The organism is Xanthomonas nasturtii, assembly GCF_023337365.3.
Classification (GTDB): domain Bacteria; phylum Pseudomonadota; class Gammaproteobacteria; order Xanthomonadales; family Xanthomonadaceae; genus Xanthomonas; species Xanthomonas nasturtii.
The window spans coordinates 3,873,276-3,889,358 of record NZ_CP142084.2; the positions used below are offsets into that span (position 1 = coordinate 3,873,276).

General features: G+C 65.6%; 12 protein-coding genes and 3 pseudogenes. 8 read left to right on the forward strand and 7 right to left on the reverse strand.

The genetic code is table 11. The features are described 5' to 3' along the window. Positions 1-68 precede the first annotated feature (68 nt). Positions 69-266 carry a hypothetical protein gene (locus M3O59_RS16805; protein WP_249047626.1) on the reverse strand — a complete coding sequence of 66 codons (198 nt, stop codon included), beginning with the start codon at positions 264-266 and terminating at the stop codon, positions 69-71. Between M3O59_RS16805 and M3O59_RS16810 the strand changes: the two genes are divergently transcribed. Beyond that, complete coding sequence (locus tag M3O59_RS16810) at positions 265-978, forward strand: DUF1460 domain-containing protein (RefSeq protein ID WP_249050106.1); 714 nt, start codon at positions 265-267, stop codon at positions 976-978. The genes M3O59_RS16805 and M3O59_RS16810 overlap by 2 nt on opposite strands. On the opposite strand, the pseudogene M3O59_RS16815 reads toward M3O59_RS16810, so the two are convergent. Next, positions 960-1,813 (reverse strand): annotated as a pseudogene (locus M3O59_RS16815) (IS3 family transposase); the annotation flags it as partial. The gene M3O59_RS16810 and the pseudogene M3O59_RS16815 sit on opposite strands and share 19 nt — an antisense overlap. Positions 1,814-1,815: 2 nt before the next feature. Here M3O59_RS16815 and M3O59_RS16820 point away from each other — a divergent pair. Both M3O59_RS16820 and M3O59_RS16825 read left to right on the forward strand, forming a co-directional pair. Beyond that, positions 1,816-2,090 (forward strand): annotated as a pseudogene (locus M3O59_RS16820) (aldo/keto reductase); the annotation flags it as partial. 16 nt (positions 2,091-2,106) lie between these two features. Next, a pseudogene (locus tag M3O59_RS16825) lies at positions 2,107-2,424 on the forward strand (nuclear transport factor 2 family protein); the annotation flags it as partial. 84 nt (positions 2,425-2,508) lie between these two features. On the opposite strand, the gene M3O59_RS16830 reads toward M3O59_RS16825, so the two are convergent. The 4 genes from M3O59_RS16830 to M3O59_RS16845 form a co-directional block, all read right to left on the reverse strand. Next, positions 2,509-3,147: a response regulator gene (locus tag M3O59_RS16830; RefSeq protein WP_003483405.1), complete on the reverse strand. Its 639-nt coding sequence runs from the start codon at positions 3,145-3,147 to the stop codon at positions 2,509-2,511. Positions 3,148-3,452: 305 nt separating this feature from the next. Next, positions 3,453-4,502, reverse strand: coding sequence for an ABC transporter substrate-binding protein (locus M3O59_RS16835; RefSeq protein ID WP_064629269.1), 1,050 nt, complete (start codon positions 4,500-4,502; stop codon positions 3,453-3,455). After that, positions 4,502-5,887 carry a sensor histidine kinase gene (locus tag M3O59_RS16840; protein WP_116905887.1) on the reverse strand — a complete coding sequence of 462 codons (1,386 nt, stop codon included), beginning with the start codon at positions 5,885-5,887 and terminating at the stop codon, positions 4,502-4,504. Before M3O59_RS16840 ends, M3O59_RS16835 begins: the two co-directional genes overlap by 1 nt. After that, positions 5,880-6,581 (reverse strand): response regulator transcription factor, encoded by a 702-nt coding sequence (locus M3O59_RS16845; RefSeq protein ID WP_064629273.1) that lies wholly within the window; start codon positions 6,579-6,581, stop codon positions 5,880-5,882. Before M3O59_RS16845 ends, M3O59_RS16840 begins: the two co-directional genes overlap by 8 nt. A 272-nt stretch (positions 6,582-6,853) precedes the next feature. Here M3O59_RS16845 and M3O59_RS16850 point away from each other — a divergent pair, with 272 nt between their 5' ends. From M3O59_RS16850 to M3O59_RS16865, 4 genes are all read left to right on the forward strand, one after another. Then, the gene (locus M3O59_RS16850) at positions 6,854-8,047 is read left to right on the forward strand and encodes an OprO/OprP family phosphate-selective porin (RefSeq protein WP_116905905.1); all 1,194 of its coding nucleotides are present in this window, start codon (positions 6,854-6,856) and stop codon (positions 8,045-8,047) included. A gap of 114 nt (positions 8,048-8,161) precedes the next feature. After that, a complete protein-coding gene (locus tag M3O59_RS16855) occupies positions 8,162-9,490 on the forward strand; it encodes a CitMHS family transporter (protein WP_064629278.1) in 1,329 nt (442 codons plus the stop codon). A gap of 135 nt (positions 9,491-9,625) precedes the next feature. Continuing rightward, positions 9,626-10,366: an acetoacetyl-CoA reductase gene (phbB, locus tag M3O59_RS16860; protein ID WP_064629280.1), complete on the forward strand. Its 741-nt coding sequence runs from the start codon at positions 9,626-9,628 to the stop codon at positions 10,364-10,366. Between the two features lie 403 nt (positions 10,367-10,769). Beyond that, a complete protein-coding gene (locus M3O59_RS16865; RefSeq protein ID WP_116905886.1) occupies positions 10,770-11,801 on the forward strand; it encodes a LacI family DNA-binding transcriptional regulator in 1,032 nt (343 codons plus the stop codon). 211 nt (positions 11,802-12,012) lie between these two features. Here M3O59_RS16865 and M3O59_RS16870 read toward each other — a convergent pair whose 3' ends face one another. Then, a complete protein-coding gene (locus tag M3O59_RS16870; RefSeq protein ID WP_064629284.1) occupies positions 12,013-13,338 on the reverse strand; it encodes an MFS transporter in 1,326 nt (441 codons plus the stop codon). 267 nt (positions 13,339-13,605) lie between these two features. Here M3O59_RS16870 and M3O59_RS16875 point away from each other — a divergent pair, with 267 nt between their 5' ends. Further along, complete coding sequence (locus M3O59_RS16875; RefSeq protein ID WP_181920552.1) at positions 13,606-16,062, forward strand: TonB-dependent receptor; 2,457 nt, start codon at positions 13,606-13,608, stop codon at positions 16,060-16,062. Positions 16,063-16,083 lie beyond the last annotated feature (21 nt).

The window sequence follows — 16,083 nt, forward strand, 5'->3', positions numbered from 1 at the left end:
CCGCGTGCCATGTACCGAAGCACGTGGCGTCAAAGCACATGGCGTCGAAATGCTGCGTTGCCTGGGTTTCAAAATTTTGGCTTCTTCATTGTAGAAATAGCGAAATAACCGTGGTTTTTCTGATGGTTGCTATGCCGGCATTTGCTGTTACCCGTTGCGATACAGATGGCCGCGCTGTTGTCTGCAGGCTGCGCGGCAAGCCTGCCCGCACAGGCGACAACGCCTGCGGCTGGCGTGCAGCCCTCCGGGCCGATCCGTGCGGACATGAACCCCTACACCGTGCAACGCTTGGACACGGTGCTGGGCCAGGTCTCCCGGCATCGCGGCCTGAGCCCGGGACATCTGATCAAGCGCATCTCTGCACTGTTTCTCGACACGCCGTACCAGGCCAACATGCTGCAAGGCTCTGCGACCACACCGGAAAAACTGATCATCGACTTCACCGGCCTGGATTGCTTCACCTATCTGGGCTACGTCGAAGCGGCGCGCAGGGCGTCTTCGCAGCAGGATTTCGTCGATCGGCTGGTGCTGACCCGCTACGTCGATGGCATCGTCGGCTTTCCCTATCGCAAGCATTTCTTTTCGGATTGGGTGGCCCGCCCCTATGAGCTGGCCGACGACATCACCGCCTCAATCAGCCCCAACGCGGTCAGCGTGGACAAGGCGCTGAATCTGAAAGCCGATGGCAGCAACTACCTGCCCGGGTTGCCGGTGGTGCAGCGGACCATCACCTATATCCCGGTGGCTGCGGTGGACAGCAATGTCGTGGGTCAGCTGCGCACCGGCGACTATGTCGGCAGGTACTCGCCTGCGGACGGGCTGGATGTCAGCCATGTCGGCATCTTCAGCATGACCGACGCCGGCCCGGTGCTGCGCAACGCCTCCTCACGACCGGAAAACAACAAGGTCGTCGACTCGCCGTTCATGGAGTACGTCGCCAGAACAGCCGGCATCGTGGTCTATCGGCCCAAGCCCTGACCTCGACACGCGCGCAGAGCGCAGGAATAAATGTTGGATTGCGCGGTTATTTCCACGGCCGTTGCAGGAGCGGGCCTGGCCGCGAGGGCTTGCCCGTCACGGGGAAGGCCCTCGCGACCAGGGTCGCTCGTACAGGAGCAAGAGCGGCTAACAAAACGTAGCGAGCGGTTGGCAGGAATGTTCCCGATCGACCCCAGCAAGCGTTTGTGGTTGTACCGACGTCCACCCAATCCAGCGTGGCCAGTTCCACATCCTGGCGGTTGCGCCACGCGCGGCGGTGGATCACCTCGGCCTTGTACAACCCGTTGATCGTCTCGGCCAGCGCGTTGTCGTAGCTATCGCCCACGCTGCCCACCGACGGCTCGATCCCGGCGTCGGCCAGCCGCTCGGTGTAGCGGATCGACACGCACTGCACGCCGCGGTCGGAGTGGTGGATCAGGCCACCCTCGGTTGGGCGCCGCGCATGCAGCGCCTGCTCCAGGGCGTCCAGCACCAAATCCGTCTGCGCGGTCGGCGAGACCTTCCAACCCACGATGCGCCGCGCCTACACCTCGATCACGAAGGCCACGTACACGAACCCGGCCCAGGTCGAAACATAGGTGAAGTCGCTGACCCACAGTCGGTTCGGCGACGGCGCATGGAACTGTCGGTTCACCTTATCCAGCGGGCACGGCCGCTTGTCGCTGATCGTGGTCTTGACCACCTTCCCGCGCACCACCCCGTGCAGGCCCGGCTCGCCCATCAGCCGCTCCACCGTGCAGCGGGCCACTTGATAGCCCTCGCGCTTGAGTTGCCGCCAGACCTTGCGCACGCCGTACACCTGTCGGTTCTCCTCCCGGTGCGGTCGCCGCTGAAGCGGGCGCTTCCCCTCGCAGGTGGCGCTGGCCTGGACCTTGCGCCACCCGGCGGTGGTCTCGCCGGTGATGGGCGCACCTACCCTGCAGCAGGCCGAAGACAACTTCGGCGCGTTGGAGATCGTGCTCAGCGACGACCAGCTTGCGCGCCTGGATAGCGTCAGCGCCTTGCCGCCGATCTTCCCCGAACGCTTTATCGGCAGGCCGATGGCGCAGCAGTTGATCTACGGCATCCATCAGTTGCAGCTGCGCAGCTGATCACCACGGCGCAACCATGACCAGACCCTCAGCCATCGCGGCGGCAGCGCTGCTGGTCGCCGCAGCGTTCGCAGGCAACGCCGTTGCCATGTCGAAGGACGCTGCATCCGCACAGGCCTGTGCGGAGCAGCCGGTACACGTGTGCAACCAGCGCATCGTCGAAGCGACGTTTGCGCAGTGGCAGGCCGGCGGCAACGACTTCTTTCAGACGCTGCTGTCGCCCGAGGTGGTGTGGACCATCGAAGGCTCCGGCCCAAGCGCAGGCAGCTTGCGCGGCCGCGCTGCATTGATCGCCACTGCAGTCCGCCCGCTCGCTGGCCGAGCGCCTGGCCCCGCCACTGCGGCAGGTGCACTAGCTGTGTGCGCTGTGGGCCATGTGTGGTGCGGCTGCAGGCCGCTACCCGCAGCGCACGTGCAATCAACCCTCGCCTTCCGGCTCCAGCGCCTTGACCAGCACTGCCGCCTGCGTGCGGCTGTAGCAGTCGAGCTTTTTCAGGATCGCGGTGACGTGCACCTTGACGGTGTTTTCGGCCAGGCCCAGTTCGTGCGCAATCTGCTTGTTGAGTAGCCCATCGGCCAGGCTCAGCAGCACGCGGAACTGTTGCGGGGTGAGCTGGGCGAGCTTGGAGGCCAGTTGCGCGTCGGCCTCCGAGCGTTCGGCGGTCATCGGCGGGAACCAGGTGCCGCCTTCCAGCACGCTGGCCACCGCGGTGCCGATCGATTCGGCCGGGGTGGATTTGGGAATGAAACCGGCCGCGCCGAACTGCTGCGCACGCCGGATCACACGCGGATGATCGTTGGACGAGATCACCACCACCGGGATGTCCGGGTGCTCGCCACGCACATGCAGCAGCGCCGAAAAACCGCGTGCGCCCGGCATCGCCAGATCCAGCAGCACCAGTTCGGCCTGCGGGTGCGAACGCAGCATCGCGCTCAAGGTAGCGGCGCTGGAAGCTTCCACCACATTGGCCTGCGGCAGGGTCTGCTGCAGCACGTGGATCACGGCGGCGCGGAACAGCGGGTGGTCGTCGGCGACGAGAATGGTGAGATCGGCCATACACCAAGTCTGGCACATGGCCGCCGCCGCTGCCTTGCCCTAGCGCGTGCGATGTACCTTGAGGTGAGTGCGAAGCGTCCTGTGGCGCGTCGAGACAAGGCGTGCGCCTTGCCCAGGCTGGCTGCCTGGGCAAGGCGCGCAACGCGGTATCGGCGCGCCACAGGGCGCTTCCCGGAGGGTTGGCCGTCAGCGGCACGGAGCGCGCGCCGCGCGGCTTGCCTTGGCACAAGACAAGCCGCGCCACACAGCACCCGCTGCGCACCGCTGAGGGCCAACGCACCTCATCTCAACGTGCACCACACGCCCTAGCGCGGCGGCTGCGTGCTCGCGCGCCAGGCATCCAGAAACTGACGGCGTTTGAGCTTGTCCAGGTACACCAACAGGCCGGGGCCGAGCGGGATCGGGCGGAACGGCGGCTGCGCGGAGCCGCCGCGGCCGCCGGCCGCCGGCAGGATCGGCATCAGCCGGGCCTCGCGCGAGAGCACCTGCTGGCCGCGCGGCGAGAGCAGGTAGTCGAGGAACCTGCGTGCTTCCGGTGCGTGCGGCGCCGTCTTGGGGATCACTGCGGTGCGCAATGCCACCAGCGTGTAGTCCTGCGGCTGCACGATGCCCAGCGGCGCGCCGGCATCGATGCGGGTCTGCGCATAGGAGCCGAGCACGTTATAGGCCAGCAGCAACTCGCCACGGCTGACGCGGTCGAGCAAGGTGCCGGTGCGCTCTTCCAGCGCCACCCGGTTGGCCCCAAGCGCTGCCAGCAGCGCACCGGCAATGCTGCCCACCTGCCCGTCCTGGGTGGCGAACAGGTAGCCCACGCCGCTGCGTTCCACATCGTAGGTGCCCACCTTGCCGCGCAGCGGTGCATCGGGCGCGCGCAACAGGGCCAGCAATTGCCGGCGGGTGCGCGGCACGCGGGCGGCATCCAGCTTGCGCGTGTTGTAGACGATGGCCACCGGCTCGTAGCTGATGCCGAACACTTCGTGCCGCCACTGCGCCCACGCCGGCAGCGCTTCGGTCTGCGCGGAACGATGCGCCAGCGCATGGCCATCGTTCACCAGCTTGGTCTGCAGATCCATGCTGGCGCTGATCAGCATGTCGGCAACCGGTGCGCCCTTGCCCGGATGCAGATAGCGCGCGTAGATGTCCCAGGCAATCACGTCTTCGTAGATCACCTCGGTGCCTGGATGCAGGCGTTGATAATCCTGGATGACTGCGCCGAACACTTCCAGATCGGTGGAGCCCTGCACGCGCAATTGCGCATGCACCGGGCCCTGCGCAGGGAAGCGCCGCACGTCGCCGGGCGCCGCACAGGCGATTCCGTGGATCAGCAGCAACACCAGCACCCACATCAGCCGCATCACGCGCTTCCTCCAGGAAAATGCAACGACGCGATCAGCCCGCCGCCGATGCGGTTGGCCAGATCGATACGCCCGCCATGCGCTTCCACCACGCGCTTGACGATGGCCAACCCCAGCCCGGCGCCGCCGGCCGGCGCGTCGGGCCCACGCACGAACCGTTCGAACACACGTTCGGCCTCGGCGGCCGGAATGCCGGGGCCGTGATCGGCAATGGTGAGTACGTGCTGGTTGCCGTCGCTGGTGAGCGCCACCTGCAGCGGTGCACCGGCAGCGTACTTGCAGGCGTTATCGATCAGGTTTTTCAGCGCTTCGCGCAGCAGCAAGGCATCGCCACGCAGCAACGCCGGTTGCGGGTCGATGGCCAGTTGCACGCGCGGTGCGCCTTCGCTGCGCGGCAACGCTTCGTGCAAGGCCTGATGCAAGACCTCGGCCAGATCCACGGTGGCAAAGCGCTGCAGATTGGCGCGATGGATCACACTGGCATCGCTGAGCAACTGGTTGAGCAGCCGGCTCATATGGCTGGCATTGCGTTCGATCGCCACCAGGCTGCGTTGCATCTCGCGCGGGTCGTCGTCGTCCATCGCCAGCTGCGCCTGCGCGCGCAAGGCTGCCAGCGGTGTGCGCATCTGGTGCGCGGCTTCGGCCATGAATGCGCGCAAGGTTTCGTTGCTGGACGACAGCCGCGCCATGAAGCGATTGAGCGCGGTCACCATCAACTGCATTTCCTGCGGCGCCGGTACGCTGAGCGGTTTCAGCTCGGACGGTTCGCGCCGCGACAGATCGCGCTCGATGCGCTGCAACGGCCGCAACGCGCGGTACACCCCCAGCCATACCAGGCCCAGCGCCAGCAGCGACAGCACGCCGATCGCCACCAGGGCGTTGAGCACCACATCGCGCGCCACCGCATCGCGCGCACGCCGGGTCTGGCCTACCTGCACGCGCACCTCGCCCTGCCGGGATGCCGATGCCACCCGGTGCATCACCACCGCAAAGCGCACCGGCTCGCCACTGTACTGCGCATCGAACAACAACGGCCGCTCGTCGCGCGGCGAGCGCGGCGGCAGCGGCAGCGCCTCTTCGCCGGTGATCGTACGGCCCTGCGCATCGAACACGCGATAGAACACGCGGTCTTCCGGCGCCATGCCGAGCAGATCCAGCGAGGCGTAGGGCAGATCCACCTGCCAGTCGCCACCGACCAGGGCCACACTATCGATGATCGACAAGGCCGAGGAGACCAGCAGATGATCGTAAGAGCGATTGGCCGCGCGTTCGCCGTAATCGCGTGCGGCAAAGAACAGCACCACCGCACCCAGCAGCGACAGGCTGCCCAGATACAGCAGCAAGGTGCGCCGGATCGACGGCGCCACCGTCAGCGGCTCAGCCATCGACGCCCGGCTCCACCGGCGCGTGCGGGTCGGCCTCTTCGAGCTTGTAGCCGGCGCCGCGCACGGTGACGATGCGCAATGGCGCGCTCGCCAGCTTGCGCCGCAGCCGCCCCACATATAGCTCGATCGCATTGGGCCCGGCATCGTCGTCGAAGCCAAACAGGCCGTTGCCGATCTCGTCCTTGCCGACCACATGGCCCAGCCGCCCGATCAGGATTTCCAGCAGGCGGTATTCGCGGTTGGGCAATTCGATCGGCGCGCCATCGAGCATCACCGTGTGCGCAGCGTTGTCGAACACAAATCCGCCGATCTGCACCACCTCGCTGGCCTGGCCCCGGTTGCGTCGCAGCAACACGCGGCAACGCGCCTCGAACTCACGAAAATCGAACGGCTTGCCCAGGTAATCGTCCGCGCCCACGTCCAGCGCCTGCACGCGGTCTTCGATGCCATCGCGCGCGGTGAGCATCAACACCGGCGTGGTATCGCCACGCTCGCGCATCCCCGAAAGCACGCGCAATCCATCCAGCTTGGGCAGGCCGATATCCAGCACCACCAGATCGAAACTCTGATACCGCAACACACTCGCCGCCGCCAACCCATCAGCCTGCCAATCCACCGCATGCCCGCTACGGCGCATGCGCCGCACGATGGCATCGGCGAGGTCGGCATTGTCTTCGACTAGCAGCAGGCGCATGAATGGGGAATCGGGAATCGGGAATCGGGAATCGGAACGGCGATAGGTCGCGGCCGGAAGGTAACAGGCCAGGCGAACAAAAGCTTCTACGCCCCAACAATTCAGCTGCCCCAATCCCGCTCTTGCGATTCCCGATTCCCCACTCCCCCATTCCCATCCCCCCAACGACAGGTCCATGACAGCTTCGCCGGACTAGGCTTCCGCCAACGCGCCGCAGTGTGGTTGTGCGGTGCATCGCTGAACGTGATTTACACATGTACCTGGGAGGGTCTGTGAGCAACGACACTTTACGTCTGCGCGCCTTCACCGCCTGCGCTGCGCTCTGCCTGGCATCGGCTGCGCGCGCGGCCGATGAGGCAGGCCCGGTCACTGCCGAGGTAGGCGGGCGTGTGCACTGGGACTTCACCATGTTCGACAACGACGAACGCGGCACGCCCGAGCGTAACGACACCCAGTTCCGCCGCCTGTGGTTGGATGTGGCGGGCAAGTTCTACGGCTTCAACTACAAGGCCGAAGCGGAATTTGCCGGCCTGCAATACGAGTCCGGCGGCCGCGGCATCCTGGCGCGCGATGTATACATCGCCAAGAAGTTTTCTGCCGGCACGCTGACGGTGGGCCAGTTCAAGCAGTATTTTGCGCTGGACGATCGCACCGGTTCCAACTATGGCCCGTTCCTGGAACGCGGCTATGCCGCCACCACGCTGGCGCCGATCTATCGCAAGGCGATTTCCTGGCAGACCAATCGCCCGGATGCCACCTGGTCCACGGCCGCCTACAGCCTGGAAAGCATCGACAATTCGTCGACCAAGGGCGGTGCGCTGGGCACGCGCCTGACCTACGCCCCGGAAATGGGCCAGGCACGCTTGCGTCACCTGGGCGTCTCGCTGGCGCACGAGCGCTATTCGCATCCGGGCAGTAGCGGAGCGCCGCCGCTGCTGATCCGCCCGCGCGCCGAGAACGATCTGGCCAACAACAGCCGCATCACGCTGGCGCGCTTTGCCGATGGCCGCGATACCGATTTCGACAAATGGTCGCTGGAATATGCCGAAGTGCTCGGCTCGTGGTCATGGCAGACCGAATTCAGCGGCGGCCTGCTCGACGATGGCGCGCAGCGCGCCAAGGTGCTGGCCAGCTACGGGTTGGTGAGTTGGTTCGTCACCGGCGAGTCGCGCGGTTACGACCGCAAGACCGGGCGTTTCAGCCGCATCGCCACGCCCAATCGCCCGTCCGGTGCATTCGAGCTGGCGCTGCGCTACGACTACATGCGCGGCGACCAGCATCTGGATGGGCAACCGGACTTCCTCAATGCCAGCACGCAGTCGTGGACGCTGGGCGGCAACTGGTATTTCAAGCCGAATTTGCGCGTGATGCTCAATGTGATCGACAGCCGCAACCGCGATCGCATGTTCAATTCGGTGGTCGACCACACGCTGGCGGTGACCGGCCGTTTTCAATACGACTTCTGATGTGTCGTTCATGACCACATCCGTTTCAAGGCAACTGCAAACGCGTCATCGTTCCTGCGCTGCATGCGCACGCTCCACCCTCCCCCTGTTGCACGCCTCAAAGGATTTTCCCGCATGCTGACCGCGCTCGGTTTCGGAATGGTGATCACCTTCATGTACCTGATCATGAGCAAGCGGCTGTCGCCGCTGGTGGCTCTGATCACGGTGCCGATCGTGTTCGCGTTGCTGGGCGGCTTCGGCACCGGCATCAACGAGATGATGCTGGAAGGCATCAAGAAGATCGCGCCCACCGGCGTGATGCTGATGTTCGCCATCCTCTACTTCGGGGTGATGATCGATGCCGGGCTGTTCGATCCACTGGTCGGGCGCATTCTGCGGCTGGTCAAGGGCGACCCGCTGAAGATCGTGATGGGCACGGCGATCCTGGCGATGCTGATCTCGCTCGATGGCGATGGCTCCACCACCTACATGATCACCGTCTCGGCGATGCTGCCGCTGTACCAGCGGCTGGGCATGAACGCGCTCAACCTGACCTGCGTCACCATCCTGGCCAGCGGCGTGATGAACCTGACCCCGTGGGGCGGCCCCACTGCACGTGCGGCGACGGCGTTGCATGTGGACCCGGCCGATGTGTTCGTGCCGCTGGTGCCGGCGATGCTGCTGGCGATCGCCGGCATCCTGGCGCTGGCGTGGTACCTGGGCATGCGCGAACGTCGCCGCCTGGGCGTGGTGCGCTTGCCCGCCGATGGCAACTGGCTGGAGACCAGCATCCCCGAAGACAATGACGCCCTGCCGCGCGTGGAAGACACCGAGGACATGAAGCGGCCCAAGCTGCTGTGGGTGAACCTGATCCTGACCCTGGCGCTGATGGCCGCGCTGGTGGTGGGCATCCTGCCGATGCCGGTGCTGTTCATGATCGGGTTCGCGCTGGCACTGATGATCAACTACCCCAACCTGGCCGAGCAACGCCGCCGGCTGGTCAATCACGCCGGCAACGTGCTGTCGGTGGTGTCGCTGATCTTTGCCGCCGGTATCTTCACCGGCATCCTGTCCAACACCGGGATGGTGGAAGCGATGTCGCGCAGCTTCCTGGCGGTGATACCGGACAGCTGGGGCCCGTATCTGGCGGTGATCACGGCGATCGTCAGCATGCCGTTTACGTTCTTCATGTCCAACGACGCGTTCTACTTCGGCGTGCTGCCGATCCTGTCCGAAGCCGCCGGCCACTACGGCATCACCCCGGTGGAAATGGCCCGCGCCTCGCTCGCCGGCCAGCCGGTGCATCTGCTCAGCCCCCTGGTGCCCTCGACCTATCTGCTGGTGGGCCTGGCCAAGGTCGATTTTGCCGACCATCAACGCTTCACCCTGAAGTGGGCGGTGTTGATCTCGCTGTTGATGCTTGGCGGCGGGTTGTTGTTTGGCCTGTTTCCGTTGGCGCGTTAGGACACGGGACCCGGGACCCGGAAGCGGGGACCCGAAGAACGTCGCTCGCCAAAAACCCCGCCATCTGCGCTTGATTTTGCGGGACCCGGGACCCGGGACCCGAATCCCGATCCACCTCTAAAGGAATCCCAACCAATGACTCTCCGCATCGCATACGTCACCAGCGGCATGGGCAGTGTGGGCACCGCGATTTGCCAGAAGCTGGCGCGCAGCGGGCATACCGTGGTTGCCGGTTGCGGGCCCAATTCGCCACGCAAGGCGTCGTGGTTGCGCGAGCAGCGCGAACAGGGCTTCGACTTCGTGGCCTCCGAAGGCAATGCCGCCGATTGGGATTCCACTGTGGCTGCCTTCGCCAAGGTCAAGGCCGAAGTCGGCGAGATCGATGTGCTGGTCAACAACGCCGGCGGCAGCCGCGACACCTTGTTCCGGCAGATGACGCGCGACGACTGGAATGCGGTGATCGCCAGCAACCTGCATTCGCTGTTCAACATCACCAAGCAGGTGGTCGATGGCATGACCGCACGTGGCTGGGGGCGCATCGTCAACATCGGTTCGGTCAGCGCGCACAAGGGCCAGATCGGGCAGATCAACTTCGCCACCGCCAAGGCGGCGATGCACGGCTTCAGTCGCGCGTTGGCGCAGGAAGTCGCCTCGCGCGGTGTCACCGTCAACACCATTTCGCCCGGCTATATCGCCAGCGCCTCGATCAGCAGTTTTCCGCCCGACGTGCTCGACCGCCTCGCCACCTCGGTGCCCGTACGCCGGTTGGGCAAGCCGGTCGAAGTCGCCGGCCTGTGCGCGTGGCTGGCCTCAGACGAGGCCGCCTATGTGACCGGTGCCGATTACGCGGTCAATGGCGGGCTCTACATGGGCTGACACGGACAGTGGGCCGCAAGCGGTTGTCGGAGTGCACCCCGGCACGCCAGCCGCGATCACCCAATGCGACCAACAAAACGACGCCGCGGCCGGCAGACAGGAGCGGCCGGTGCTCGGCATCGGCAGGTACGACGCATCGCACTCCAGTTCCTGTACGCCGCCCACACCCGCCTGGCAGCCGCCCGCTTTTTATGACGGTTCTAAGCCCCGCATGTCCGGATGCACAATGACGCGCTGTCCAGCCGCGACACTCTCCCGGCACTCGATCCGCAACCGCGATCGCAAGGCTGGGACGCGTGTGCGCGATGGCGCGGCACCTTGGCGCACAAGCAGCCGCCACTGCGCGAACAACCCGCCTCTAGTGCGAACTGATTACACTCTGGCTTTTCCGCACTACGCTGCCATGGCCAAACCTTCAGAACGCACCACGCTCACTGCCCGCCCGCAGATGGCCGATATCGCGCGCATGGCCGGCGTGTCCGAGTCCACCGTGTCGCGCGCACTGGCCGGCAGCCCGGTCGTGGCCGAACGCACCCGCGCCTACATCAAGCAGATTGCCGCCGATGCCGGCTACCAGGTCGACCCGGTCGCGCGCAGCCTGCGCGCCAAACGCTCCAATACGGTGAGTGTGGCGGTGCCGATGATGCACGCACTGGATCAGCCGCTCTCCGACCCGTTCCTGATGACCATGCTGGCGTTGCTGGCCGAAGAACTCACCGGCCGCGGCTACAGCATGCTGCTGTCCAAACTGGACCGGCATCAGGATGGCTGGGTGGAACAGCTTGCGCGCGGCAGCCGCTCCGACGGCGTGATCGTGCTGGGCCAGAGTTCCGAGCACGCCGCGCTGGATGCGGCCGCACGCGACGGCCTGCCGATGGCGGTGTGGGGTAGCAAGATCGACGGGCAGTCGTACATCAGCGTGGGCAGCGACAACTTCCAGGGCGGCGCGCTTGCCACCGAACACCTCATCGCCAGCGGCCGCCAGCGCATCGCCTTCCTGGGCGACGACCAGTTGCCGGAAGTGGCGCCGCGGTTTGCCGGCTACCGCGATGCGTTGACGCGCCACGGGCTGGAATTCGACACGCGGCTGCATGCGTGCAGCCATTTCGTCAGCGAAGATGCCTACCGCCTCACCCGCGCGATGCTCAAGAAGGCCGACCCGCCGGACGGCTTGTTCGCCGCCTCCGACGTGATCGCCGTGGGCGCGATCCGGGCATTGGTCGAGGCCGGCCACCGCGTGCCGCAGGACATCTCGCTGGTGGGCTTCGACGATATTCCGCTGGCCGCCTACAGCCAGCCACCGTTGACCACGGTGCGTCAGGATCTGGGCCTGGCTGCGCGGCTCCTGGTGGACCGCCTGCTTGCCTTGATCGCAGGCGAAACCGTGCAATCGGTTGAAATGCCGGTGAAGCTGGTGGTGCGCGAGTCGGCGTGAAGCGGGGATTGGGGATTGGGAATTTGGAATTTGGAATTTGGGATTTGGGATTTGGGATTTGGGATTTGGGATTTGGGATTTGGGATTCGGGATTCGGGATTGCCGATTCGGAGACACCAGCCGGCAGCCCGCTTCCTTCTCCCGCCTGCGGGAGAAGGTGCCCGAAGGGCGGATGAGGGGGCAGGCAGCCGGCGACGTCAGCTAGGTAGTCCTAAGAATCTGTCAGGATCACTTTCGGCTTACGCAAGCGCACGCACAGCATCGCTACCGCGGCGGCCAGCATCAGCGCACCGGCCAGTTTGATCACGTTGCGCGGGTCCCCGTGCAGCAGGCGCTCGTAATACAGCGGCAAGGTGACGATCTGGATCAGCATCGGCAGCACGATGAACAGGTTGAACAAGCCCATGTACACGCCGGTGCGTTCGGGCGGGATGCTGTCGGCCAGCATCAGGTACGGGTTGCCCATCATGCTGGCCCAGGCCAGGCCAATGCCGATCATCGGCAGCAGCATCAGCCAGCGGTTCTCGATGCCCGGCAGCAGCCACATGCCGATGCCGGCGGCGACCAGACAGGCCGCATGCGTATATTTGGGGCCAAAGCGACGCACCACCGGCACCATCGCAAAGGCCGCCGCAAACGCGACGAAATTGTAGAAACCGCCGATCTGCCCGTTGACCAGGCTGGCCTCGCGGAAGCCGTGCGAGGTGGCATCGGTGGTGCCGAACAAGGTGGTCGACAACGACAGCACGATGTACTGCCAGTAGCAGAAGATCCCGTACCACTGGAACAGCATCACCGGCGCCAGCTGGCGCATGGTGGGCGGCATCGCGCGCAAGGCGCTGCCGATTTCGCGCACGGTCGCGCCCAGCCCGGCGCCGGTCTGGCGCATGCGTGCGATCTCCGCCGGCGCGATCGCAGGCTCGCGCACACTGCGCGCGGTGAGCAGGATCGAGGCCGCAGAAAAGCCCGCGCCGATCACGAACGCGGCGATGGTGACGTATGGAATATGGTGCGCGTTGGCCGCATCCTGGTTCATGCCCAGCCACACCAGCAACGGCGGCGTGAGGTAGGCCAGCGTCTGCGCCAGACCGGTGAAGGCGCTTTGGGTGAGATAGCCCAGCGGCCGCTGCGGCGGCGCCAGCACATCGCTGACCAAGGCGCGGTATGGCTCCATCGCCACGTTGTTGGCCGCATCCAGCATCCACAGCAGGCACACCGCCATCCACAGCGCGGTACTGAACGGCATCGCCAGCAGGCACAGGCTGCACACCAGCGCGCCCAGCACCATGTACGGCATGCGCCGGCCCCAGCGGGTCACCGAGCGATCGCTCCACGCGCCCACCAACGGCTGCAGCACCAGGCCGGTGATCGGCCCGGCCAGCCACAGGTACGGCAGGCTGGCATGGTCGGCGCCCAGGTAGTTGTAGATCGGGCTCATGTTGCTCTGCTGCAGCCCGAAGCTGTACTGCACGCCGAAAAAGCCGGCATTGAGCGCCAGGATGCGCGCGAAAGAGAGCGGAGGAACGGTCGACGACATGCAGAGCCCTGGGCATCGGTGCGGCTCCCAGTGGCCGCAGCGCACTGTACCCTGCCCTCTCTGCAATCGATTGTAACGCTGCGCCGCAGCACGCTTTAGCATTTCGGTGTAGCTAGATTAGAAAACGATCTCCATGCTGCAACGCAAGATTGCAATCGATTGTATTCGGGCGTATTACTGCGCTCGCACTGCAGGCCACACGGCCACTCCCTGGGAGGGGACGATGCAGGCGTCGGCACACCACTATCCGTGAGAGAGAGAATCGCAATGTCCACCTTGCACACCCTGCGCCTGCACGCCCTGGCCTGCGCGGTCGTTTCCTGCCTGTGCGCGCCTGCCGCGCTGGCCCAGGACACCGCCGCCGCTGCGCCGGCCACGCCGCCGGCTGCCGACAGCGCCGCGGTCAATCTGGATTCGGTGTTCGTCACCGGCACCTCCACCGCCACCACCAAGCTGAAATCCAGCGTCTCGGTCAGCACCGTCGGTGCCGAGGCCATCGAACAATCGGCGCCACGCAGCACTGCGGAAATCTTCCGCAACATCCCCGGCATCCGCTCCGAATCCAGCGGTGGCGAAGGCAATGCCAACATCGCCGTGCGTGGCCTGCCGGTGGCCTCTGGTGGCGCCAAGTTCCTGCAGTTGCAGGAAGACGGCCTGCCGGTGATGGAGTTCGGCGATATCGCCTTCGGCAACGCCGACATCTTCCTGCGTTCGGATTTCACCCTGGACCGTATCGAGGCCATCCGCGGCGGCTCGGCGTCCACGTTCACCAGTAACGCGCCCGGCGGCATCATCAACTTCATCAGCAAGACCGGTGATACCGAAGGCGGCAGTGTCGGCGTCAGCCGCGGCCTGGACTACGACAACACCCGCATCGACTTCAATTACGGCGCGCCGTTCGCCGAGCAGTGGCAGTTCAACATCGGCGGCTTCTTCCGCCAGGGCGATGGCGTGCGCGATGCCGGCTACACCACCGACAAGGGCGGCCAGATCAAGGCCAACCTCACCCGTTTGTTCGACAACGGCTACGTGCGCCTGTACGGCAAATACCTCAACGACCGCGCCGCCGGCTACCTGCCGGTGCCCACCTCCGTGCGTGGCCGCGACGGCTCGCCGGACCTGGGCGGTTTCCCCGGCTTCGACCCCGGCAACGACACCTTGTACAGCCGCAATTTCCGCAGCGATGTCGGCCTGGATGGCAACAACCAGCCACGCCGCACCGACCTGGGCGACGGCATGCATCCGATCTCGCGCACCATCGGCGCCGAGGCCTGGTTCGACCTGGGCAACGGCTGGAACCTGAGCGAAAAATTCCGTATTGCCGACAACAGCGGCCGCTTCGTCAGCCCGTTCCCGGCCGAAGTCACCGACGCGGCCACGCTGGCAGCGTCCATTGGTGGTGCCGGTGCGCAGTTGGTACAAGCCAGCGGCGCCGACGCCGGCCAGGCCTATACCGGCAACGCCATCCGCACGCATCTGTTCAACGTGGCCATCAACGACCTGGGCAACGTCACCAACGACCTCAGCGTCTCGCGCGAGTTCGGCGGCGACGGCCGCACGCTCAACCTGCGCATGGGCTATTACAGCTCGCGCCAGACCATCGACATGGACTGGACCTGGAATTCCTACGTGCAGACCCTGGGCCGCGATTCGCGCCTGCTCAACGTGGTCGACGCTGCCGGCGTGTCGCGCTCGCAGAACGGCCTGTACGCCTACGGCACCCCGTTCTGGGGCGACTGCTGCATCACCCGCAGTTACGACGTGCGTTACGACGTCAATGCACCGTACGTGGCGCTTACCTTCGACAGCGGCAAGTTCAGCGTCGACGGCAGCCTGCGTTACGACATGGGCGACGCGCGCGGCACCTACAACGGCACCGCCATCGCGCAGAACCTGGACGTCAACGGCGACGGCGTGATCCAGCCGGTGGAGCAACGCGTGGCCACGGTCGACACCGCCAACTCCCGCCCGGTGGACTACGACTGGAACTACCTGTCGTACTCGCTGGGCGGCAATTACCTGATCACCGACGACCTGGGCGCCTTCGCGCGCATCAGCCGCGGCGCACGCGCCAATGCAGACCGGTTGTTGTTCGGGGTGGTGCGCGACGACGGCTCGGTGTCGTCCGACGAAGGCGTCAACGTGGTGCGCCAGGCCGAAGCCGGCCTGAAGTGGCGCCGCGATGGATTGAGCCTGTTCGCCACCGCATTCTCCGCGCGCACCCAGGAGCAGAACTTCGAAGTCACCAGCCAACGCTTCTTCAACCGCAGCTACGAAGCGCACGGCGTGGAGCTGGAAGCCAGCTACCGCTACGAGGGTTTCACCGTCAACGGCGGCCTGACCTGGACCGATGCAGAAATCTCCCGCGACCAGATCACCCCGGAAAACACCGGCAATGTGCCGCGCCGGCAGGCCGATGTGGTGTGGCAGTTGACGCCCAGCTATCGCGGCGACGGCTACCAGTTCGGCGTGAACCTGATCGGCACCACCGATGCCTATACGCAGGATTCCAATCAGCTGAAGATGCCCGGCTATACGCAGGTGAATCTGTTCGGCGACTACCGCGTGACCGATGCGCTCACCGTCGCACTCAACGTCAACAACCTGTTCAACACCTTCGGCCTGACCGAAGCCGAAGAGGCCACCATTCCGGCCAACGGCATCATTCGCGCGCGCTCGATTGCCGGCCGCACCACCAGCATCAGCCTGCGTTACGACTTCTAAGGACCCCGCGCCGGGTCCAGG

Coding starts and splice junctions, on each gene's coding strand:
- M3O59_RS16835 (WP_064629269.1), bottom strand. CDS start 4,502: ATGCGGCTGATGTGGGTGCTGGTGTTGCTGCTGATCCACGGAATCGCC.
- phbB (WP_064629280.1), top strand. CDS start 9,626: ATGACTCTCCGCATCGCATACGTCACCAGCGGCATGGGCAGTGTGGGC.
- M3O59_RS16810 (WP_249050106.1), top strand. CDS start 265: ATGAACCCCTACACCGTGCAACGCTTGGACACGGTGCTGGGCCAGGTC.
- M3O59_RS16845 (WP_064629273.1), bottom strand. CDS start 6,581: ATGCGCCTGCTGCTAGTCGAAGACAATGCCGACCTCGCCGATGCCATC.
- M3O59_RS16830 (WP_003483405.1), bottom strand. CDS start 3,147: ATGGCCGATCTCACCATTCTCGTCGCCGACGACCACCCGCTGTTCCGC.
- M3O59_RS16875 (WP_181920552.1), top strand. CDS start 13,606: ATGTCCACCTTGCACACCCTGCGCCTGCACGCCCTGGCCTGCGCGGTC.
- M3O59_RS16865 (WP_116905886.1), top strand. CDS start 10,770: ATGGCCAAACCTTCAGAACGCACCACGCTCACTGCCCGCCCGCAGATG.
- M3O59_RS16855 (WP_064629278.1), top strand. CDS start 8,162: ATGCTGACCGCGCTCGGTTTCGGAATGGTGATCACCTTCATGTACCTG.
- M3O59_RS16870 (WP_064629284.1), bottom strand. CDS start 13,338: ATGTCGTCGACCGTTCCTCCGCTCTCTTTCGCGCGCATCCTGGCGCTC.
- M3O59_RS16805 (WP_249047626.1), bottom strand. CDS start 266: ATGTCCGCACGGATCGGCCCGGAGGGCTGCACGCCAGCCGCAGGCGTT.
- M3O59_RS16840 (WP_116905887.1), bottom strand. CDS start 5,887: ATGGCTGAGCCGCTGACGGTGGCGCCGTCGATCCGGCGCACCTTGCTG.